This is a genomic window from Chitinophaga sp. CC14, assembly GCF_048957795.1.
In the GTDB taxonomy this organism is placed as follows: domain Bacteria; phylum Bacteroidota; class Bacteroidia; order Chitinophagales; family Chitinophagaceae; genus Chitinophaga; species Chitinophaga ginsengisegetis.
Genome location: NZ_JARBFY010000005.1, coordinates 2293817 through 2313795, shown reverse-complemented (window position 1 = coordinate 2313795; position 19979 = coordinate 2293817). Strand labels below are relative to the sequence as shown.

Annotated in this window: 21 protein-coding genes and 6 tRNA genes; 22 read left to right on the top strand and 5 right to left on the bottom strand. The window is 45.9% G+C overall.

Annotation, left to right across the window (positions count from 1 at the left end; genetic code table 11):
• Nucleotides 1-2 precede the first annotated feature (2 nt).
• From PV783_RS28850 to PV783_RS28830, 5 genes are all read left to right on the top strand, one after another.
• Nucleotides 3-1493, top strand: coding sequence for a SusD/RagB family nutrient-binding outer membrane lipoprotein (locus tag PV783_RS28850; RefSeq protein ID WP_420990496.1), 1491 nt, complete (start codon nucleotides 3-5; stop codon nucleotides 1491-1493).
• A gap of 24 nt (nucleotides 1494-1517) precedes the next feature.
• Entirely contained in the window at nucleotides 1518-2018 is a 501-nt protein-coding gene (locus PV783_RS28845) for a lipid-binding protein (RefSeq protein WP_420990495.1), read from the top strand.
• Between the two features lie 82 nt (nucleotides 2019-2100).
• The gene (locus tag PV783_RS28840; RefSeq protein WP_079470689.1) at nucleotides 2101-2415 is read left to right on the top strand and encodes a DUF3467 domain-containing protein; all 315 of its coding nucleotides are present in this window, start codon (nucleotides 2101-2103) and stop codon (nucleotides 2413-2415) included.
• An 11-nt stretch (nucleotides 2416-2426) separates the two neighbouring features.
• A complete protein-coding gene (locus PV783_RS28835; protein WP_420990494.1) occupies nucleotides 2427-3500 on the top strand; it encodes an Ldh family oxidoreductase in 1074 nt (357 codons plus the stop codon).
• A gap of 79 nt (nucleotides 3501-3579) precedes the next feature.
• Nucleotides 3580-4902: an aspartate kinase gene (locus PV783_RS28830; RefSeq protein WP_079470687.1), complete on the top strand. Its 1323-nt coding sequence runs from the start codon at nucleotides 3580-3582 to the stop codon at nucleotides 4900-4902.
• A 50-nt stretch (nucleotides 4903-4952) separates the two neighbouring features.
• Here the strand turns inward: PV783_RS28830 and PV783_RS28825 are convergent, their stop codons facing one another.
• From PV783_RS28825 to dinB, 4 genes are read right to left on the bottom strand one after another with little or no spacing between them, the layout of a single operon-like run.
• The gene (locus PV783_RS28825) at nucleotides 4953-5411 is read right to left on the bottom strand and encodes an RES family NAD+ phosphorylase (protein WP_079470686.1); all 459 of its coding nucleotides are present in this window, start codon (nucleotides 5409-5411) and stop codon (nucleotides 4953-4955) included.
• A gap of 18 nt (nucleotides 5412-5429) precedes the next feature.
• Nucleotides 5430-5888 carry a type II toxin-antitoxin system Xre/ParS family antitoxin gene (gene parS, locus PV783_RS28820; protein WP_079470685.1) on the bottom strand — a complete coding sequence of 153 codons (459 nt, stop codon included), beginning with the start codon at nucleotides 5886-5888 and terminating at the stop codon, nucleotides 5430-5432.
• Between the two features lie 41 nt (nucleotides 5889-5929).
• On the bottom strand, nucleotides 5930-8887 hold the full coding sequence (locus PV783_RS28815; protein ID WP_420990493.1) for a DNA polymerase III subunit alpha: 2958 nt from the start codon (nucleotides 8885-8887) through the stop codon (nucleotides 5930-5932).
• 5 nt (nucleotides 8888-8892) lie between these two features.
• Nucleotides 8893-10104: a DNA polymerase IV gene (gene dinB / locus PV783_RS28810; protein WP_079470683.1), complete on the bottom strand. Its 1212-nt coding sequence runs from the start codon at nucleotides 10102-10104 to the stop codon at nucleotides 8893-8895.
• Nucleotides 10105-10414: 310 nt separating this feature from the next.
• On the opposite strand from dinB, the gene PV783_RS28805 reads away from it, so the two are divergent.
• Nucleotides 10415-11086 (top strand): SdpI family protein, encoded by a 672-nt coding sequence (locus tag PV783_RS28805; protein ID WP_079470682.1) that lies wholly within the window; start codon nucleotides 10415-10417, stop codon nucleotides 11084-11086.
• 83 nt (nucleotides 11087-11169) lie between these two features.
• Here the strand turns inward: PV783_RS28805 and PV783_RS28800 are convergent, their stop codons facing one another.
• Complete coding sequence (locus tag PV783_RS28800; protein WP_079470681.1) at nucleotides 11170-11619, bottom strand: hypothetical protein; 450 nt, start codon at nucleotides 11617-11619, stop codon at nucleotides 11170-11172.
• 109 nt (nucleotides 11620-11728) lie between these two features.
• Between PV783_RS28800 and PV783_RS28795 the strand changes: the two genes are divergently transcribed.
• From PV783_RS28795 to rplK, 16 genes are all read left to right on the top strand, one after another.
• Nucleotides 11729-12481 carry an XRE family transcriptional regulator gene (locus PV783_RS28795; protein ID WP_079470680.1) on the top strand — a complete coding sequence of 251 codons (753 nt, stop codon included), beginning with the start codon at nucleotides 11729-11731 and terminating at the stop codon, nucleotides 12479-12481.
• A 123-nt stretch (nucleotides 12482-12604) separates the two neighbouring features.
• Nucleotides 12605-12931 (top strand): cupin domain-containing protein, encoded by a 327-nt coding sequence (locus PV783_RS28790; RefSeq protein ID WP_079470679.1) that lies wholly within the window; start codon nucleotides 12605-12607, stop codon nucleotides 12929-12931.
• 71 nt (nucleotides 12932-13002) lie between these two features.
• Nucleotides 13003-13200, top strand: coding sequence for a 30S ribosomal protein S21 (gene rpsU, locus PV783_RS28785; RefSeq protein ID WP_079470678.1), 198 nt, complete (start codon nucleotides 13003-13005; stop codon nucleotides 13198-13200).
• Between the two features lie 86 nt (nucleotides 13201-13286).
• Complete coding sequence (locus tag PV783_RS28780) at nucleotides 13287-14228, top strand: tyrosine-type recombinase/integrase (RefSeq protein ID WP_420990663.1); 942 nt, start codon at nucleotides 13287-13289, stop codon at nucleotides 14226-14228.
• Nucleotides 14229-14389: 161 nt separating this feature from the next.
• Nucleotides 14390-14689, top strand: a complete 300-nt coding sequence (locus PV783_RS28775; RefSeq protein WP_079470676.1) for an HPF/RaiA family ribosome-associated protein — start codon at nucleotides 14390-14392, stop codon at nucleotides 14687-14689.
• Between the two features lie 235 nt (nucleotides 14690-14924).
• A tRNA-Thr gene (locus PV783_RS28770) sits at nucleotides 14925-14998 on the top strand.
• A 55-nt stretch (nucleotides 14999-15053) separates the two neighbouring features.
• Nucleotides 15054-15135 (top strand) — tRNA-Tyr (locus tag PV783_RS28765).
• A 200-nt stretch (nucleotides 15136-15335) separates the two neighbouring features.
• A tRNA-Gly gene (locus PV783_RS28760) sits at nucleotides 15336-15408 on the top strand.
• Nucleotides 15409-15431: 23 nt separating this feature from the next.
• Nucleotides 15432-15503: transfer RNA gene (locus PV783_RS28755), tRNA-Thr, on the top strand.
• A gap of 114 nt (nucleotides 15504-15617) precedes the next feature.
• Nucleotides 15618-15691 (top strand) — tRNA-Lys (locus PV783_RS28750).
• 72 nt (nucleotides 15692-15763) lie between these two features.
• Nucleotides 15764-16951, top strand: a complete 1188-nt coding sequence (tuf, locus tag PV783_RS28745) for an elongation factor Tu (protein WP_079470675.1) — start codon at nucleotides 15764-15766, stop codon at nucleotides 16949-16951.
• 101 nt (nucleotides 16952-17052) lie between these two features.
• A tRNA-Trp gene (locus PV783_RS28740) sits at nucleotides 17053-17123 on the top strand.
• A 103-nt stretch (nucleotides 17124-17226) separates the two neighbouring features.
• A complete protein-coding gene (gene secE / locus PV783_RS28735; RefSeq protein WP_079470674.1) occupies nucleotides 17227-17427 on the top strand; it encodes a preprotein translocase subunit SecE in 201 nt (66 codons plus the stop codon).
• Nucleotides 17428-17994: a transcription termination/antitermination protein NusG gene (nusG, locus tag PV783_RS28730; RefSeq protein ID WP_079470673.1), complete on the top strand. Its 567-nt coding sequence runs from the start codon at nucleotides 17428-17430 to the stop codon at nucleotides 17992-17994.
• A 90-nt stretch (nucleotides 17995-18084) separates the two neighbouring features.
• Nucleotides 18085-19272 carry a transglutaminase domain-containing protein gene (locus PV783_RS28725; protein ID WP_420990492.1) on the top strand — a complete coding sequence of 396 codons (1188 nt, stop codon included), beginning with the start codon at nucleotides 18085-18087 and terminating at the stop codon, nucleotides 19270-19272.
• 227 nt (nucleotides 19273-19499) lie between these two features.
• Nucleotides 19500-19943, top strand: coding sequence for a 50S ribosomal protein L11 (gene rplK / locus PV783_RS28720; protein ID WP_079470671.1), 444 nt, complete (start codon nucleotides 19500-19502; stop codon nucleotides 19941-19943).
• Nucleotides 19944-19979 lie beyond the last annotated feature (36 nt).

The window sequence follows — 19979 nt, the reverse complement described above, 5'->3', positions numbered from 1 at the left end:
TCATGAAAACGTACAACAATCAATATATTCTCCTCCTGCTTTCAGCGGTGCTTTTGTTGGGCGCCTCCTGTAAGAAGAACCTGGATATCAACAACGATCCGAATAACCCACCGTTGGAGCGGGCTACGCCTTATGTGTTGTTTCCGCCTGCGGTAATGTCTACCATATCATGTGCCGGCACTGATGGCGCTGTTATTGGTGGTATCTGGTCGCAATACTGGACACAAAGTAATGCCTCCAACCAGTACAAAACCATTGATGCGTATAATATTCAGCGTACAGACTACAATGCGTTGTATACGCAGATGTTTTCCGGCGCACTGCAGGATTACAGCCTGATGCTCAAATTATGCGACAGCCTGCACGATTATAGTTTTGGTTTGATGGGAACGGTAATGAAAGCCTATTCTTACCAGATATTGGTAGACCTGTACGACCAGGTACCTTACCAGGAAGCATTTGGCGGATTAAACCAACTGCAGCCGAAGTTTGACCGGGGCGATAGCATCTACTCCTGGTTGCTGAGAGATCTGGATATCGCATTGTCCAAAGATCTGACCGTTACCATCCTTGATGAGAATGCAGCACAGGATATTATTTATAAGGGAGATATGGATAAATGGGTAAAGTTTGCCAATACGCTGAAATTAAAAATGTACCTGCGTATGGTGAATGTAAATCCAACTCTGGCAAGAACAAAAATCACGGAGCTGATTAACAGCGGCGCTGAGTTCCTCACAGATGTGGACGCCTCCTACAGCACATTTAAAGATGCACCGGGCCAGGACAACCCGTTATATGAATCAAATATCCGCAGCCTGAATACTACTACCAACATCCGCGCGAGCTACACCATGATGTCGTGGTTACAGAAAAATAAGGATTCACGGATGAACAAAATCTTCCGTGCACCGGGTGCTGCAAGAGGTGTTTATTATGGTATTAACCAGGGAGACTTCACCAGTTTGTCGCCTACTTATAACGTAGCGGCTATCTTCAGGCAAACACCTCTTGATACAGCGTATCTCATTTCCAGGGCTGAAACCAATCTTATGCTGGCAGAAGCAGACGAACGTTATTTCGGTGGTACTAAAGCAAAAGCTTATTATGATGCAGGCGTGCAGGCTGCATTTCAGCAATACAAATTAAGTGCTGATACCTTCATTCAGGCCGGCCGGGTATACGAGTACCCAACAGGGGCTACTTTTGATAAGAAGCTCGAAGCCATTATTACGCAGAAATGGGCTTCTTTCCCGGGTACACATGCACTGGAAGGGTTCCTGGAACAAAACAGAACAGGTTATCCTAAGTACAGCCCGGTATATTCCACTGACCCATCTTACATCCCAGGCCAGCTGGTATATTCCCGTAACGGTGTTACCGGCGCTGGCAAATTCCCTAAACGCCTGGTATTCCCGGATGTGGAAAGGAGCAGAAATAGTAATACACCAGCGGAAGTACCTATTTATCAAAAGGTTTGGTGGGCTTTATAATGTTAACGGTTTAAAATAATTACCATGAGAACAATAATGAATAAACAATATATCACAGGATTGCTGCTGCTGGTGGGTGCTGTTCTTTTTTCTTCCTGTAAAAAGGAATTGCCGGACGTGAAGAATACACAGGTAGTGAAAATGGCCGGCACCTGGTGGGTAACCATGACGCTCAACGGCGCGCCCCAGATCGACGGGGACCATGTACAGATTAATACTTTTAATACCGCTGCCGACGACGGAAAGCAGCTGTGGATACAGGATGCAGGCCTGGGATTCGACTTTCAGTCGAAGGTAGACGTAAATTTAGCTGATCTTACCTTCAGCGCCACCAACGCTAAAGATGAGAACAGCGACGCTACCGTTACCATTACCGCCGGAAAAGTTTTCCCTGATGGTGGAAAATCGAAGGGCGGGCACATAACAGACAGTATTTACATGGAACTGCAAATATCTTCTGATCCCGGCAAGAAGTACGTAGTGGCGGGTATCCTGCGAACCAAGTTCGACGAAGACGACTATTAATACCGGTCAATCCGCTGTTTATAAAAAAAGAGGGCTCATTTGAGTCCTCTTTTTCTATTTTTGTACGGCTAAATCATACAACATGGAAAATCAGCATGAAGAACAGAATCAGCTTAATATAGAGTTGAATGAAGAAATCGCCGAGGGACAATACGCCAATCTCGCCATCATCACTCATTCAAATGCCGAATTTGTGGTAGACTTTGTGAACGTGATGCCCGGTCTGCCAAAGGCTAAGGTGAAATCCCGTATTATCCTCACGCCGCAGCATGCGAAGCGTTTTATGAAAGCCATGCTTGATAATATTAAGAAATACGAATCTGTACACGGCCCGATTCAGGATCAGGAGCAGGTATCGGTACCATTGAATTTTGGTGGACCCACCGCTCAGGCCTAACTTGTTGACAGATGGAACATATTTTTTCTTATCATCATTTGAGAGAATTTACCAGGGAAGTATTTATTCACATGGGGTGCAGCCTGGAACATGCAGCCCTGGCCAGTGAAGTGCTGGTATCGGCAGATTTAAGAGGTATCGATTCTCATGGAATAGCCCGCTTATCGGGCTATGTTCGTTTATGGGAGGCTAAGCGGATCAACGCTAAGCCTAATATCAGGATAGTACACGAAACCCCAAGCACGGCGGTTATTGACGGAGATGCGGGCCTGGGCCTGGTAGTAGCACCCTATGCAATGGAAGTAGCCATGCAAAAGGCCGCAGCCGTTGGTACCGGCTGGGTAAGTGTGAAAAACTCCAACCACTTTGGTATTGCAGGTTACCACGCTATGAAAGCGCTGGACCAGGATATGATTGGTATGGCTATGACCAACGCCAGTCCGCTGGTAGCGCCCACCTTTTCCACCGAACGTATGCTGGGAACCAATCCCATTGCAGTAGCCATTCCCGCAAAAGAGCAGCCAGCGTTTGTGGCGGATTTTGCCACCACCACTGCAGCCAACGGGAAGCTGGAGATCCTGCAGCGCAAAAATGAAGAAGCTCCTTACGGTTGGATCCAGGATAAAGAAGGGAACCCAAGTAACAATCCTCATGAACTCAAGAGTGGCGGGGCTTTGCTGCCTTTGGGCGGCGATCGTGAGCATGGAAGTCATAAAGGGTATTGTTTGGGAGCAATTGTTGATATATTTTCGGCCGTTCTTTCAGGCGCCAATTATGGCCCGTGGGCGCCGCCTTTTGTGAGCTTTCTCCCGCTGGCGCCGGATCCGGTAGGAGAGGGACTGGGACATTTCTTTGGCGCCATGCGTGTAGATGCGTTCCGTCCGGCAGAAGAGTTCAAGGCCAACATGGATACCTGGATCAATCGCTTCCGCGCAGCAGAGCCGGTAGCCGGAAAAAAAGTACTGATCCCCGGAGATCCTGAAAGAGAAATGCATCAGGAGCGGCTGGAAAAGGGTATTCCCGTAATAGCGCCCGTGGTGAAGGATATGCAGGAAGTTGCTGCTAAATTTAATTTGAATTTTTAATTCACAATCGTTCATAAAAAACACCCGGAATGAGGCTGATGCAGCGTTTCAGGTAGCTAAAGCAAAAATAAACATTCAGATGAAAGTGTTAAAATTTGGTGGAACCTCCGTGGGAAAACCAGAGCGTATGCAGTCGGTATCGCAACTGATCACAGCAGATAATGATCAGAAAATTGTGGTTCTCTCTGCACTGTCAGGCACCACAAATTCCCTCGTGGAAATCAGTCAGTCGCTGTCAGAAGGTAAGAAGGAGCAGGCGAAGCAGCAGATAGACAAGCTGGAAAGCCATTACCGGACCTTTTGCAACGACCTGGTGAAGAAGGAAGCCGGCCGCGCAAATGCCAAGGCTATTGTTGATGAACACTTCGAATTTCTGAATATCATCCTGAAGATATCTTTCAATGAAGCACTGAATAAAGATATCCTTGCACAGGGAGAGTTATTGTCTACACGTCTTTTCTGCGTATATCTCGAAGAAGCCGGTATTCCCGCGGTATTATTACCCGCGCTGGATTTCATGAGCATCGACGAATACGAAGAACCGGAAATTCCAAAGATTAAAATTAAACTGGCTAACCTGATCAGCCAGCATAAAGGGCAGCATATCTTTATCACACAGGGATACATTTGCCGCAACGCCAGGGGCGAAGTGGATAACCTGAAACGTGGCGGTAGTGATTACTCTGCTTCCCTGATCGGCGCTGCTATCCAGGCAGATGAAGTACAGATCTGGACGGATATCGACGGTATGCACAACAACGATCCGCGGGTGGTGAAGAAAACTTTCCCGATTGATCAGCTCTCCTTTGATGAAGCAGCGGAACTAGCTTACTTTGGCGCCAAGATCCTTCACCCAGCTTCTATCTGGCCTGCACAGCATTTCAACATCCCGGTGAAATTGCTGAACACCATGCAACCCGAAGCAAAAGGCACTATCATCACTGAGATGCCTAACGGCAACGGTGTAAAGGCAATTGCTGCAAAAGATGGTATCATTGCTATTAAGATCAAGTCCAGCCGCATGTTGTTGGCATATGGCTTCCTCCGTAAGATTTTTGAAATATTTGAGAAATACCGCACCCCGATCGATATGATCACTACTTCTGAAGTAGCGGTATCTATCACCATCGATAACCAGCAATACCTCGATCAGATCCTGAAAGAGCTGCAACCTTTTGGTACCGTGGAACTGGACTACCACCAAACAATCGTTTCCATTGTTGGTAACGAAGTGGCGGCAACTCCTTCCATTATCACCAAATTATTTGATGCGATAGAAGAAATTCCTTTGCGCATGATTTCCTATGGTGGCAGCAGGCATAACATCTCTATCCTGATCAATGGTCAGTTTAAAGAGAAAACCTTGCAGGTATTGAATAAAGGATTGTTTGGCCTGGAATAGGAAAAACGACTTTACATAGAAAAGCAGCGGAGATTACTTCGCTGCTTTTTTTATTTTTTCAACCGCTGATCAAAAACGAAGGGTTGCGTATTCAGGATGGTAATATTTACGGCATCGGGATGCAGCGGGTTGATCAGGTAGTTATATTCATCTGCAATTACCACGGATGGAATCCGGAGCACGGCGTATTTAGCGGTGTCTATCCATTCATCTCCGATACATTGCAGCTCCGGTGAGGGCGCCAGCGATTGCCAGCCGGAGGGCAGATCATGTTTGGTGAGTACTTTAATGGCAATGTTATCGGGGATCTGCAGGGTAGCGATGCAGAAATCCTGTACTATATTTTTCAGTGGAATGTGCACCAGTACTTCCAGCGCCGATAAAGCCCTGCTGCCGGCAGTATACACAATAGCATGCCCCGGGCTGTTCCAGCGGCCTCCATACAGGCGCGCACCTGTTCCACTCAGATCATTGATGTAAGCGCACTTACTGATCCTGTATACTTCCATGTTGATGGTTTCGTAGATTTATGCAAAGATGCCATGCTCAATGCGCCCCAGCTCATCCTGGATAAGCTGAAACCCAAAGGTGGTATCTAAAAGCGAAATAGGGGTTTGATAGTTGAAGGCAGGTAACGGAGTTCTCATCCATTCCTTGAAGTTTTCCAGCTGGCCAAATACTTCGGTACCACGCTGGTAAAGCTGGGAAAGTAAAATAGCACGTTCAGACGTGTCGGCAGACAATTTCTCGTCGTCTGCATAGCGTTGCAGCGTTCTTTCTGACACATGTACTACCTGCGCCAGCTCTGATAAAGAAAAAGACAGCTGCCTGCTCAGATTCAATAAAGCTCTTTTAATAATTCCACTGCGGGAAAGCTGTATAAAATCAAAGTAGCCACTACCGGCAATATATGCCGCTCCACCTCCTGGCTGCTCTACTATCAATAATGCATTTTCCTGCACGCGGTATCCTTTTACGTGTTTCATATACCCGACATTTGTCACAAAAATACAACAAATTGTCGGAATTAAGGCTTTTTATCTTCAAAATAACCAATCTTCCACATCTTATTGATTTCCAGTTGTATTACGCCGTACTCTTCTGCCACCCTGCCCTGCAGCACATAAAAGCCGCCCTTTTGAAAAGGGTACAGCCGCAGGCTATCGGGAAAATGGATGGTATCCATAAACGCGCCGTCGCGGTCGAGGAACGTACCAAAGCACATGGGTTCCCCTTTGCTGCTGCGCAGGAATTTGTTGGTTACCAGGTAGCCAAGCGTGGTAACAGGCTGACCAATATTTTTGCTGAACTCACTGGAAGGCATATACGCACTTTGATCGTGCTGCAATACTTTAAAGGGTGATTGCAGCGGAAAGCCCAGCAGGTCTATCTCATCAAAGGCATCTTCATGCGCGTGATAAGCCAGGGTGGGCAGTTCACAGTTAACAGTGGTGGTATTGCCAAACAAGGAAATGCTGTGTGGATTGACTTCTTTCTTACTTACCAGTAAACTGCTTTTCCACAATAATTCTTTTTTGGTGTAGCCGGTAAAGTTGAAACAGCCAATGCGGATCAGTATTTCCAGCTGTTCCGGACCCGGTGAAATCCGGCTGGTAAAATCTTCGAGATGTAAAAACGTGCCATACTGTTCGCGGTCTTTTAATATTCTTTCCGCCAGCAATTGTTCCAGTCCTTCTATGTGGATCAGTCCTGTGTATACCTCTCTGCCGGTGATATTGGTGGCATAATCGCTATGATTGATACAAGGCGGGTGCAGCGTTACGCCGGTTTTCTGCAATTCCCGGAAATAGAGTTCCCGGTTGTAAAAGCCGCCGAAATTGTTGATAACAGCCACCATAAACTCTGCAGGGAAATAGGTTTTGAGGTACAGGCTTTGGTAGCTTTCCACCGCAAAACTGGCGGAGTGGGCTTTGGAAAAAGAGAAGTTAGCAAAGCTGGCAATTTGACGCCACACTTCCGCAGATACTTCCGGTGGCCGTTTGAGGCGTTCGCAGTTATCAAAGAAACGTTTTTGTATATCCCTGAAGTCGTTGGATCCCCGGTATTTCCCTGCCATCGCCCTTCGCAGGCTATCGGCATCGGCGAGTTCCATGTCTGCATATTTGTGTGCCACTTTAATGACATCTTCCTGGTATACCATAATCCCGAAGGTATCTTTCAGCAGTTCTTCAATAACCGGATGGAGATAAACTACTTCATCGGGGTGCCGGTAACGGTGTATGTATTGTTTCATCATGCCCGATTGCGCTACGCCGGGGCGGATAATAGAACTTGCCGCTACCAGGGTGAGATAATCATCGCATCCCAGTTTCAGCAGCAGTTGCCGCATAGCGGGCGATTCTATATAAAAGCACCCGATGGTATTTACACCAGACAGATTTTTACGCACCAGCGGATCTACCTGGAAAGCTTTTACATCATGGATATCTATATCAACGTCCTGGTTTTTTTTGATGATATCAATGGCATCGCGGATATGTCCGAGGCCACGCTGACTGAGGATATCGAATTTATACAACCCAATTCTTTCCGCCTGCCACATATCCAGTTGCGCGGTTACAAAACCTTTGGGAGGCAGGTAAGTAGTACAGAACTGGTGAATAGGCGCATCACTGATGAGGATACCGCCGGCATGAATACTGAGGTGATTGGGAAATGCTTTTTCCGTATCCATCAGGTTACTGAAGTACGCTATTTTCTGATGGATGCTATCGGCTTCCAGATTAACGTGGAAGCCATTTTCCAGGATTTTATCGATTTCTTTTTTAGGTAGGCCGTATACTTTTCCCAGCTCGCGGATAACGGCGTTGGTTTGAAAAGTAGTTACGGTGCCCAGCAGGGCCGTGTGTTGCGGGCCATACTTATTAAAAACGTACCGGATAATTTCGTCCCGGTCGCGCCAGGAAAAATCAATATCAAAATCCGGAGGTGAGGTGCGGTAAGGATTCAGAAATCTTTCAAAATATAAATCCAGTTCTATCGGATCTACATCTGTAATTTTTATGCAGTAGGCGATAATGGAGTTAGCGCCGCTTCCGCGGCCCACATAAAAGAATCCGCGTTCCTGTGCATAGCGGATGATATCCCAGGTGATGAGAAAATAGGATTCGAAGTTTAGTTGCGCTACAATGGCCAGTTCTTTTTCAATCCGTTGAAGGGCTTCTTCATGATCGTCGCCATAGCGGTATAACATGCCTTCCAGGGCAAGCGCCCGTAGCTTCGCACGATCTTCTTCCACGCTGCCGAGGAAACATTTTTTATTTCGGGAGATGGAATGATGAATATCCATTTCAACGTGGCAGTCTTCCATCACTTCCACGGTTCGCTGTACGATGTCCGGATAATCGGCGAAGTGTTCCACGAGTGAAGCGGGCGTAACAAATTGTTCCTGCGGATGGCCTGTCATAGCCGGCTCCAGCTGTGTGATCAGGATATTCTGATCAATGGCACGCAGCAGTTGATGTAATTCATAATGGGTATTGTCCTGGAAGGTAACTGGCTGGAGGATCACGAGTTTATCGCGGAGTGTGGTGTTAGCTGTTCTGAATAATTTATTGCGTTGCCAGGGTTTTACACCAATGAGTTCATAAGGCGCTAATGATTCAGGAGCGCGGGTTCCCAGCGCATAGATCACCCAGGTATGCGGGATAACGGGCGCCTGATCGGGGAAAGGTTTTTCCTGTTGGAGGTGGGTGGATAAGAAAACATTGATATGGTGCCAGCCTTCCTGGTTGCGGGCCAGCAGGAGATATTTAAAATCATTTCCGTTTCTGCATTCCAGTCCGAGTATAGGTTTAATATCATGTTTACGGCAGAGGGCCACGAACTCCCACGCATCGGAAGTGATGTTGATATTGGTGAGTGCCAGCGATCCGATACCGAGTTCATGTGCTTTCTGCACCAGCATTTCCGCGTGCATGGTGCCATAGCGTAGACTAAAAAATGTTTTGCAGTTGAGGAACATGATGTTTATTTAAAGTATGGCATGATATCTTTTTTCGGTGTGTGCTGGTCTTTTTTTCCGGGTGGTATTACGTTGGTACCTTTCATGAGATATTCCCATCCGAAGCGGTTTTTGATTTGATCGATGGCCTGGTAGAGGGCAATCATTTCCTGTTTGTCGTCGAACAGGCTGATCTGGTAGTTACCGTGTACGAGGTGACTGAAACGTACGCCTATGAGGCGAACCAGCAGCCGGCGGTCGTACAGTTTTTTGAAGAGGTCTTTTACTTTTTCCAGCAGCACATGATCTGCACAGGAGTAAGGAATAGACATTTGTTTGGTAACGGTTTCAAAATCGGAGTAGCGGATTTTGAGGGTGATGCAACCGGTTAATTTATTTTGCTGTCGCAGTTCGAATGCGATTTTCTCCGTCATGCGTACCAGTTCGGCGTGAAGGAATTGCATGTCGATGGTATCTGCGGGAAATGTACTTTCCGTGGAGATAGATTTCTGTTCATAAAAAGGCACCACCGGCGATTCATCGATTCCATTGGCTTTTCTCCAGAGGGCTATTCCGTTTTTTCCCATCCATGCTTCCAGCAGGGAGATGGGCACTTCGCTCAGTGTTTTTACGGTTTCTACGCCGCGGCGCCTCAGCAGGGCGCCGGTTTCACGGCCTACCATTGGAATCTTTTCTACCGCCAGCGGCGCCAGGAAATTTTTTTCTTGTCCGAACAGGATTTCAAGCTGACCATTAGGTTTGGCTTCATCGGTGGCTACTTTTGAAACGAGTTTATTGGATGCGAGTCCGAATGAAATGGGCAGTCCTGATTCTTTCATGATGGTTTTCCGCAGTTCGGTGGTCCATTTCATGGAGCCAAAGAATTTATCCATGCCGGAGAGGTCGAGATAAAATTCATCGATAGATGATTTCTCGTAGAGAGGCGCCTTTCCGGCGATGAGCTCCGTGATTTCCCTCGACTTGGCACTGTACAGTTCCATGTCCCCGCTGCGGACAATAGCGTGGGGACAAAGCCGCAGCGCGGTTTTCATGGGCATGGCGGAATGAATACCATACCTTCTTGCCTCATAACTGCAGGCAGCTACTACAGCGCGATCACTGCTGCCGCCCACCAGGATTGGTTTGCCGAGGAGGCGATTGTCCCGCTGGCATTCCACTGATACAAAGAAGCAGTCCAGATCGAAATGCGCTATTGTTCGCTGTTGTAAAGTGATCATACTGGTAATGGTTTATGGATAAACAAAGGACGGAACAGGGGCAGGCAGTTAAAGCGATTACGGATGGCGGACCGGGCAGAGGGAGGATAGTATAGCAGCAGGCCTGCCAGCCGGAATCACTTTTACATGTGGAGTAAAGTTACTAATTTATTTAGTAATGCTAAGAAAATTAGTAAAAAATATTGAAATTTCCGGTCGCCTCAATTTTCGTAACTTTAGTACAACATATCTGGCAATCAATATGTAATAGATAAGAGAATGGGAATGAAGGAAAACAAGGGAGTATGTGAACATTTAAACTGATCTCCACATGAAAAAACCGGATTTTACCAGGGAATTACTTATCCTCGCTTTGCTGCTGGTGCCGATGGTTTACCTGGCGGTAGTCTTCAAAGACTTACCAGCTGTTTTATCTAACAATGTTAATGCGGCGGGATCTCCTGAGATGGGGACAAAAAATGATTTCCTGCTGCTGATGATCTTTCTCTTTTTCACCAACGGGCTGATCTATTTCCTGTTCCGCTATATTCCACGGGCTGATGAAACCCAGTTGCGGCCTTCTGCTATTGAGATGGAGCATAAAGAGTATTACAGGATCCGTTTCCTGATCCATTCTTACCAGGCGGTATTTACCTGTATTATTATTTTCCTGGTGAGCCAGGGGAAGCCATTTATCATGGAGCGCTGGGCTTTTATTGGCGTGGGGTTGCTGATTGTGGGCATAGGCGCTTACCTGCGTAAGGTGAAGCCTAATAACTATGTGGGGGTGAGAACGCCGTGGACCCTGCAAAGTGCAGAGGTTTGGAGGGAAACGCATCAGATGGCGAGCAATCTGTGGATCAGTGCAGGTGCGGTGATCATCATCGCCGGCTTTTTCCTGTCGCTTATCACAGGGGTATTTATCATATTTTTTGTGGCGATTGTGCTGGCGGCATTACCCTATATTTATTCCTTCAGGTTATATAATAAGGATAAAGGATAATTCAGTGGTCAATCAATACATCGGAAAAAAGGAATGGCGTCCCTGACAGGGGCGCCATTTAATTTTATAATCCGGCAGGTTGTTTAGAACCAGCCTTTGCCGAGAGCTTCCCGGAAAGGCCACGGGATGAGAGCCAGGATAACGATGAAGGCAAGACCAAAGAAGATCAGGCCCAGTTTATGTTTTTGCGCATCGGTAGCCGCTTTCTTTATTTTTGATTTACCGATATGTACCAGTGCGATGGCGATGATGGCCATTACTTCGTGTTCTACTGTGAAGAACCGTAAAACCGGGTTTTTCATGGCGCCTCCCATATCAGCTACGCCGGCCTGGGAAAGGGGACTCATAAAAAACAAAATCAATCCTACTACCAGTTGCAGATCGCAGAAGATCATAAAGAAAAGTCCGGCCTTGCTATCTGCTGCAGTGAATGGTGTTTTGCCTGTTACGCCTTTGAGGGAGCGGATAACCGCCCAGAGCCCTGCCAGCAATATAGCCCATCTTAAGAACGAGTGTACATAGTTAATTAACATATCGAGTTGGATTTTACCGGGCAAAAATAAGCGAAGCGCCCCGAATATATTTGGTAATTCATAAAAATATTTGCTAATTTTGTTAGCAAGGTACTAAATTATTTAGGTTATGTCCGTAGTATGTCAGAATTTGAAATATCTGCGTAAGCAAAAAGCCTGGACGCAGCAAGAGTTTGCCGATAAGCTCGGTATCAAGCGTTCGCTGTTGGGTGCATATGAGGAGGAGCGTGCAGAGCCCCGTACGGAGATCCTGGAACAGGTAAGCGATATGTTCCGGGTATCTATCGATGATCTGCTTCGTCGTGATCTTGGCTCCCAGAAAGATAATTTCCTGGAGAAGCGCCGGCAGCTTAAGCTGGGCAGTTCCCGTCAGGCGATCCAGTTTGTGCCGGTAAAAGCGGCCGCCGGTTACCTGGCCGGTTATAATGATGATGAGTTTATCGAAGAGCTGAACACGTTCACCTTACCCATGCTGGGCGCAGGTGATTACAGGGCATTTGAAATAGCGGGAGATTCCATGCTGCCGGTTACTTCTGGTTCTGTGATCGTTTGTCACAAGGTAGAGGGATGGGATGAGATCAAGAACAATGAAACCTATGTGGTGATTACCTCCCGGGAAGGCATTGTTTTTAAAAGGATCCTGAAGAACAACCGTTCCAAATCTAAGATTACGCTGGTATCTGATAATCCGCAGTTTGAGCCTTATGGCGTGGATATGGAAGAAGTGCTGGAGTTGTGGCAGTCGGATGCGGTAATCAGTAAAGCGGGACAGCAGAGCCGGATGAGTGTAAATCACCTGGCGGATATGGTGAGCCATCTGCAGGACCAGGTAAGCCTGTTGAAGAAGAAGCTGAAAGACTGATTTCCATTACATTATACAAACGGATGGACCGGGAGCATGTAAGCCTCCCGGTCCATCCGTCATGCAATATCCCGATTCTTTCTTAAATTCGGTTATCTGAGAACACGTTAAATCAACCATAGGATGAGATTTCATGTTTCTTTTGCCGAGTCTTTACGACAATTGCAGAAAAGCGATGATGATTTCGCAGTATTGTTTGAACACGGTTCCATGCGGGGGATCATTTTTGCCCCGGATGAGATAGATGGGCAGGAGCCGCATATACAGGACGAGATTTACCTGGTGATGCAGGGGAGTGGTGAGTTTGAAATGGAAGGGAAGGTGGTGACGGTAGGAGTGGGTGATTTCCTGTTTGTTCCGGCAGGGGCAGCGCACCGGTTCCGGAATTTTACGGCCGATTTGCTGTTATGGGTCATCTTTTATGGAGAGGAAGGCGGAGAAATTGAATAATTCTTGTGGTCTTTTGTTTTTTTACAAATGTTGTGTTATCTTTGCGTTCCTAAAAATAAGAGGCAAAAATTATGTTGATCATTGATTCTAAAGATTGCGAAAACATAGACAAGGCGCTTAAAAAATATAAAAAGAAGTTTGAGAAAGCTCGCATTTTACTGCAGCTGAGAACGCGCCAGTCTTTTACTAAACCATCTGTTAAACGTCGTAACCAGGTGTTAAAAGCCGTTTACAAACAACAGTTGGCAACAGGTAAATTTGAAGATTAATATTGCTTAGGCGATAAGCCGTTGGCAACTCAAAATATTTGATGATTGTAAGGTTATTTAATAACTTTACAATCATCAATCTTTTTGTGTTGAACGAAGCTTTATATTCCTTAGCAGAGCGATTCATATCCTATATCCAGCTCGAAAAACGGTACTCAGCGCACACCTGCACTGCCTATCGCAACGATCTTTTCCAGTTTTTTGATTATGTGACCCTCAATTATGGCAGTACGCCGGTTGGGGATCTCAGTCATATTATGATCCGGAGCTGGCTGGCGAAGCTCATGGAAGATGCCATGACAGCCAAAAGTGTTAACCGCAAGATCTCCACACTCAAATCCTTTTTCAAATTCTGTCTGCGTCAGGGCCTGATTAAACAGTCGCCTATGATCAAGGTCATTGCGCCCAAGATCAGCCGTCGTTTGCCCGGCTACATTGAACAGAAGGGGATGCAGGCGCTGGAAGACAATGTGAGTCCTGTTTCGGTAACTTCCCTGCACATCTTTGCCAACGATTTCGAAGGCATTACCCACCGGCTTATTTTTGAGATCTTTTATCAAACGGGTATCCGTTTGTCGGAATTGATTGCTTTGCAGGAATTCCGGGTGGATGAAGGGAACAAATCCGTAAAGGTGATGGGGAAAGGAGGCAAGGAGCGGATTATACCGGTTAGTCCCGAGCTCCTGGTACAGATCCGTGCTTACATGGATGAGAAGCGCCGTTGCCTGGAAGAATTTGAGAACGGGGTATTGCTGGTGCATCCGCATAGCGGTCAGCGTTTGTATCCCAAGTATGTGTACCTGACAGTGCGAAAGTATCTCACGGAACATCAGATTACTACTTTAAAGAAGAAGAGCCCGCATATACTACGACATACCTTTGCTACACACCTTGCGAACAATGGTGCGGATCTGAATGCGATCAAAGAGTTGCTGGGGCACTCGAGCCTGGCCGCCACACAGGTTTACACGCATAATACGATAGAGCAGTTGAAGAAGGTGTATAAGCAGGCGCACCCGAAAGCGTAGCAGTTATTTTAAGCTTTTAACAAAATATTACGCAGCTAAACAGTATTGCATTGCAAAAGTGACTATATTAGTAATCAAGTTCATTATGCTAAAAGAGAATGCCTATGACCTTCCTTTACTAACTAGAACCTAGATTGTTAAATATTTAAAAAATTAGTGCTATGAACGTACAAATTCAAACTGTGCATTTTGATGCTGATTCCAAATTGATAGATCATGTGAACAAGAAAGTTCAGAAACTGAACACCTTTTATGACCGTATCATTAGCGTGGATGTATTTTTAAAAGTGGATAATTTAGCGCATCAAATTAAAGATAAAATAGCCGAGATCAGAGTTCGAATACCCCGTCAGGACCTGTTTGTTAAGCACGAGTCTAAATCCTTCGAAGAGTCCTTCGACCTTGCCTTTGAATCCCTCGTAGAACAGGTGAAAAGAAAGAAGGAAAAGAAATTTCAATAATTTTCTGAAATAATTTTGGAAATATTAATCTCTTTGCTACCTTTGCCATCCCGATTCAAAAAGAGGGTCGGTAAAGGTAGCAAAGTTCTTTATGGTAGGGCGTTTTCGGGGAAGCAGATAAATTTTTAAATATTTGTAACAAACTGAAAAAAAGATTTTGAGAATTGAAAAAATCTCTTAATTTTGCGCTCTCTTTCAACGAGTTACTTTATTGAAAGGATGTTTTTTGAAAGATGCCAGCATAGCTCAGTTGGCCAGAGCTACTGATTTGTAATCAGTGGGTCGGGGGTTCGAATCCCTCTGCTGGCTCATCGATTTTTATTTGGTTGTTTATTAGCCGGATGACAAAATCAAAAGATAGTTAGGGCAGGTTCCAGAGCGGCCAAATGGGGCGGACTGTAAATCCGCTGACTACGTCTTCATAGGTTCGAATCCTATCCTGCCCACAAAAACAGCGTGTTCCGCTTTTGCCCTTCGCAGAGGCGGAACATAGTTGTTGAGAGGAAGGTGAGTAATTCAGAAGTAGTAGACAGAAACACCCTAAACCTGTGGTACAACAGCCTTTAAAGCTCTTATTTTTATTCTTATAATTCTATAAGTGGAAAGTTGCAGTGTTGTTTGCCGGAAGCTTAGTGAATTAAAAAATGCGGGAGTAGCTCAGTTGGTAGAGCGACAGCCTTCCAAGCTGTAGGTCGCGGGTTCGAACCTCGTCTCCCGCTCGTATTTTAAAGCAATTTTTCAAGCTGTTGTAGCTCAGGGGTAGAGCACTTCCTTGGTAAGGAAGAGGTCGAGAGTTCAATTCTCTTCAACAGCTCATTGAATTTTAGAAGAATAGTTGTAGTGAGTTTTTCAATCGCCTCAACAAACTCCATAAAATTCGAATTTCGGAATTCGAATTTGTTAATTCTGCACTCCGAAATTAAAACTTAGCGTTGTAGCTCAATGGAAGAGCAACCCATTTTTATTTAGGGAAGGCCATGAGTTCAATTCTCATCAACGGTACAAGTTTGTAAAACCGTTTTTTTAAAACAACAATCAATACAATCTTTACAAACCATCTAAAAAGAAAATACAATGGCAAAAGAAACCTTCAAGCGGGATAAACCCCACGTAAACATTGGTACCATCGGCCACGTGGATCATGGTAAAACTACTTTGACTGCTGCCATTACCACAATTTTGGCAAATAAAGGTCTGGCAGAGAAGAGAGGATATGATGAGATCGATGCTGCTCCTGAAGAAAAAGAAAGAGGTATTACTATCAATACAGCTCACGTTGAGTATCAGACAACTGCTCGTCACTATGCTCACGTTGACTGTCCTGGTCACGCGGATTATGTGAAGAACATGATTACCGGTGCTGCTCAGATGGACGGTGCTATCCTCGTGGTGGCAGCTACAGATGGTCCTATGCCGCAAACAAGAGAGCACATCCTGCTGGCTCGCCAGGTAGGTGTACCTCGTATCGTAGTATTCATGAACAAAGTTGATCTGGTAGACGATCCTGAACTGCTGGAACTGGTAGAAATCGAAATCCGTGATCTGCTGTCTTCTAACGGTTTTGACGGTGATAACGTTCCTGTTATCCAGGGTTCTGCAACCGGCGCTCTTGCTGGTGACGAAAAATGGGTAGCTGCTATCGACCAACTGATGGACGCTGTTGATACTTACATTCCGCTGCCTCCACGTCCGGTTGATCAACCGTTCCTGATGTCAGTAGAAGACGTATTCTCTATCACCGGTCGTGGTACCGTTGCTACAGGTCGTATCGAACGCGGTCGTATCAAAGTTGGTGAGAACGTTGAAATCGTAGGTCTGCAGGAAGAACCACTGAAATCTACTTGTACTGGTGTTGAGATGTTTAAGAAACTCCTCGACGAAGGTGAAGCAGGTGATAACGCTGGTCTGTTACTCCGCGGTATTGAGAAAACTCAGATCCGTCGTGGTATGGTTATCTGCCAGCCAGGTTCTATCAAACCTCACTCTGAATTCAAATGCGAAGTATACGTACTGAGCAAAGAAGAAGGTGGCCGTCACACTCCGTTCTTCAACAAATACCGTCCTCAGTTCTACTTCCGTACTACTGACGTAACCGGTGAAGTTGAATTACCAGCAGGTGTTGAAATGGTTATGCCTGGTGATAACGTTAGCCTGACAGTTAAACTGATCCAGCCTATCGCTATGGACAAAGGTCTGAAGTTCGCTATCCGTGAAGGTGGTCGTACAGTAGGTGCAGGTCAGGTTACTGAAATCCTGAAATAAGCATCTGAATTATATTAAAAGCCATTAGCTTTGGCTATTAAACGTCAACATTTTTTTATATATTTGCTGACGTCGAAAGCTGAGTGCTAATGGCTTTATACACGGGTATGGTGCAACGGTAGCATACGGGTCTCCAAAACCTTTGATCTGGGTTCGAATCCTAGTACCCGTGCAAGGTTTATAGAAAATAATTAAATGGTTGAGTTGTTACAATAAGACAAGTCAACCATTTTTTAGGCTTTAAACAATTGACCATAAATAGTTAACTTTATATAATGAATAAGATCAGAAACTATTTCCGCGAGTCTTATCATGAATTGGTTTACAAGGTGTCCTGGCCTACCTGGCAAGAGCTCCAGTCTTCTACCATGATTGTGCTGATAGCAACAATATTTGTTACCGGGCTGGTTTGGGGTATGGATGCCGCTTCCAACTTCGTGTTAACTCACTATTACCAAATTTTCAAAGCTAAATAAATGGATGCAGCCAATCTTCCTGCTCAGGAAACAAAGTGGTATGTACTCCGCGTTGTTAGTGGCAAGGAAAAAAAAGTGAAGGAATACCTGGATATTGAAGTACGCCGCTCCGATTGGGGTAACGTAATCAGCCAGATCTTCCTGCCGGTAGAAAAAGTTTATAAAGTGCAGGCCGGTAAAAAGGTAATGCGCGAAAAGAACTTCTATCCCGGATATGTGATGATCGAAGCAGTAGATGGTAAGATGACCGATGAGGTAATACAGGCCATACGTAACGTATCCGGTGTTATCCATTTTCTCGGAAAGGAAAAGCCTATCGCACTCCGTAAATCTGAAGTAAACAAAATGTTAGGTAAGGTGGATGAACTGAGCGATCAGGGACTGACCATGAGCGAGCCTTTCATTGTTGGTGAAACCATTAAGATCATTGATGGTCCGTTCAACGACTTTAATGGTGTGATTGAGGAAGTAATTGAAGACAAGAAAAAACTGAAAGTAACTGTAAAGATCTTTGGCCGTGCTACTCCGGTAGAGCTGAACTTTATGCAGGTAGAGAAACTTTCCTGATAACTTATATAACATCTTTATTGAAAAGCGTTCCGTTTATGCGGAACGCTTTTTCTCGTTTATCCAATATACGTCCTATATCTATTGATTATGAAATCAGTGATTGCTGTGATGCTCGGACTCCTGCTGGCTATTGAGGCAGGTGCTCAGTCCGGGAAATCTGTTAAGCCGGCCGCAACAGCGGCCATTGTTTCCATTCCGGAAGAAGCCACCACTTCTCCCGAAGTGATGGCCAAATGGCTGAAGGCCCATACAGGGAACAGTATGGCATTGCAGCGCGCGCTGTTTAACTGGATGGCTACGCACATCGCCTATGATGCCGAGAACATAAACCGCGTGAGCAGTTACCGGGATTCTGCTGCAGCCATGCTAAAAACGCTGCGTACGCGGAAGGGGCTTAGTACTGATTATGCTGTATTATATGCCCGGGTATGCCGGGAAGCTGGTATAACGGCCGTGGTGGTAACGGGCTACGGGTTACAGAACGATATTATGCTGCCAACCGGTTCGCACGACTGGGTGGTGGCAAAGAATGGAAGTCAGTGGACGATAACTGATCCTACCTGGGGAGCCGGGGTAGTGGATAACGGCCGTTTTATCCAGCGGACCAACTGGACCTGGTTCCAGGCGGCGCCGCAGGTGGCGGTAAAAACCCATATGCCTTACGACCCGATGTGGCAGATGTTACCGTTTCCGCTGCGTCATGATGAGCTGGGTAGCCAGGCTTTTGCAGCTGCGGCCAAACGCCCCGTTTTTGCTTATAACGATACATTGAATAACTGGTTCCGGCAATCGCGGCTGCAGCGGTTAGAGTATGCAGCTGCGAGGATCCGCCGGTTTGGGGGAGCGGCCAATCCGTTTATCATGACGGAGCTGGACTGGATGGACCAGTCGATAAAGGTGCTGGCGGCCAACCAGGAAATTGAGGCGCGGAACCGGCGGGTAGATCAGTTTAACGGGGTAAGCCGGGACTACACGGAGATTGTGAAGCTATATAATGAGTATGTTGATTTTAAGAACCGGCAGTTTGTACCGGAGGTAAGGGATGAGGCATTGAGGAAGATGATTGACGGGATAGCGGGGAAGCTGGCTGCAGCAGAGAAGGCGCTTTCCGGGCTGGAAGGTAATGATGATGCCATGAAAGACAATATAGCAGCATTGCAGCAGGCGGTTACCGGGATGAAGGAAAAGGTGGGGACTGAGCAGCTGTTTGTAAGTAAGTATATAAAGACGGAGAAAGGGAAGCGGAAAGAATTGTTATATGCAAGTGGGAGATAAGTTGTAACTTTGCCGGCTTCGGAGAGTAAGGAAATTTTACGGGAAATGCAATAGATTTGTAAAAAAAATCTCATCCAGAGCAAAAAGGATGCCCAATTTCAAATACTTTTTGACAATTTCATAATAATATATACCTTTGCATCCCCTTTAAAAGGTTATTTTTAGTCTTTTACTTTTGGGAGTCTTCTGTTTGGCAGAGGGCGTTTAACCAAATTAAATTAAGAAACATGGCAAAAGAAATCGCAACGTACGTGAAATTGCAGGTGAAAGGCGGCCAGGCCAATCCTGCACCTCCAATTGGTCCCGCGCTGGGTTCCAAAGGTGTGAACATCATGGAGTTCTGCAAACAGTTTAATGCCCGTACCCAGGATAAAATGGGTAAAGTATTGCCTGTGTTGCTGACTGTTTACACTGACAAATCTTTCGACTTCGTAATTAAAACTCCTCCGGCACCTGTACAGCTGCTGGAAGCTGCTAAATTGCAGAGTGGTTCTAAAGAACCTAACCGTAACAAGGTGGGTAAAGTTTCCTGGGCTCAGGTAGAAGCTATCGCACAAGACAAGATGGCTGATCTGAACTGCTTTACGCTGAACAGCGCTATGAAAATGGTAGCTGGTACTGCTCGTAGCATGGGTATTACTGTTGATGGTAAAGCCCCTTGGGAAAACTAATTGTTTCACCCTGTTGAGGCAGGATCTTAAAATCAT

Bases quoted from the DNA above. Each gene is read 5' to 3' on its own strand.
- secE (WP_079470674.1), top strand. From the start codon at position 17,227: ATGAATAAGATCAGAAACTATTTCCGCGAGTCTTATCATGAATTGGTT.
- PV783_RS28790 (WP_079470679.1), top strand. From the start codon at position 12,605: ATGAGATTTCATGTTTCTTTTGCCGAGTCTTTACGACAATTGCAGAAA.
- PV783_RS28775 (WP_079470676.1), top strand. From the start codon at position 14,390: ATGAACGTACAAATTCAAACTGTGCATTTTGATGCTGATTCCAAATTG.
- rpsU (WP_079470678.1), top strand. From the start codon at position 13,003: ATGTTGATCATTGATTCTAAAGATTGCGAAAACATAGACAAGGCGCTT.
- PV783_RS28845 (WP_420990495.1), top strand. From the start codon at position 1,518: ATGAGAACAATAATGAATAAACAATATATCACAGGATTGCTGCTGCTG.
- PV783_RS28800 (WP_079470681.1), bottom strand. From the start codon at position 11,619: ATGTTAATTAACTATGTACACTCGTTCTTAAGATGGGCTATATTGCTG.
- rplK (WP_079470671.1), top strand. From the start codon at position 19,500: ATGGCAAAAGAAATCGCAACGTACGTGAAATTGCAGGTGAAAGGCGGC.
- PV783_RS28835 (WP_420990494.1), top strand. From the start codon at position 2,427: ATGGAACATATTTTTTCTTATCATCATTTGAGAGAATTTACCAGGGAA.
- PV783_RS28850 (WP_420990496.1), top strand. From the start codon at position 3: ATGAAAACGTACAACAATCAATATATTCTCCTCCTGCTTTCAGCGGTG.
- PV783_RS28795 (WP_079470680.1), top strand. From the start codon at position 11,729: ATGTCCGTAGTATGTCAGAATTTGAAATATCTGCGTAAGCAAAAAGCC.
- PV783_RS28805 (WP_079470682.1), top strand. From the start codon at position 10,415: ATGAAAAAACCGGATTTTACCAGGGAATTACTTATCCTCGCTTTGCTG.
- dinB (WP_079470683.1), bottom strand. From the start codon at position 10,104: ATGATCACTTTACAACAGCGAACAATAGCGCATTTCGATCTGGACTGC.
- PV783_RS28830 (WP_079470687.1), top strand. From the start codon at position 3,580: ATGAAAGTGTTAAAATTTGGTGGAACCTCCGTGGGAAAACCAGAGCGT.
- PV783_RS28825 (WP_079470686.1), bottom strand. From the start codon at position 5,411: ATGGAAGTATACAGGATCAGTAAGTGCGCTTACATCAATGATCTGAGT.
- tuf (WP_079470675.1), top strand. From the start codon at position 15,764: ATGGCAAAAGAAACCTTCAAGCGGGATAAACCCCACGTAAACATTGGT.
- parS (WP_079470685.1), bottom strand. From the start codon at position 5,888: ATGAAACACGTAAAAGGATACCGCGTGCAGGAAAATGCATTATTGATA.
- PV783_RS28815 (WP_420990493.1), bottom strand. From the start codon at position 8,887: ATGTTCCTCAACTGCAAAACATTTTTTAGTCTACGCTATGGCACCATG.
- nusG (WP_079470673.1), top strand. From the start codon at position 17,428: ATGGATGCAGCCAATCTTCCTGCTCAGGAAACAAAGTGGTATGTACTC.
- PV783_RS28840 (WP_079470689.1), top strand. From the start codon at position 2,101: ATGGAAAATCAGCATGAAGAACAGAATCAGCTTAATATAGAGTTGAAT.
- PV783_RS28725 (WP_420990492.1), top strand. From the start codon at position 18,085: ATGAAATCAGTGATTGCTGTGATGCTCGGACTCCTGCTGGCTATTGAG.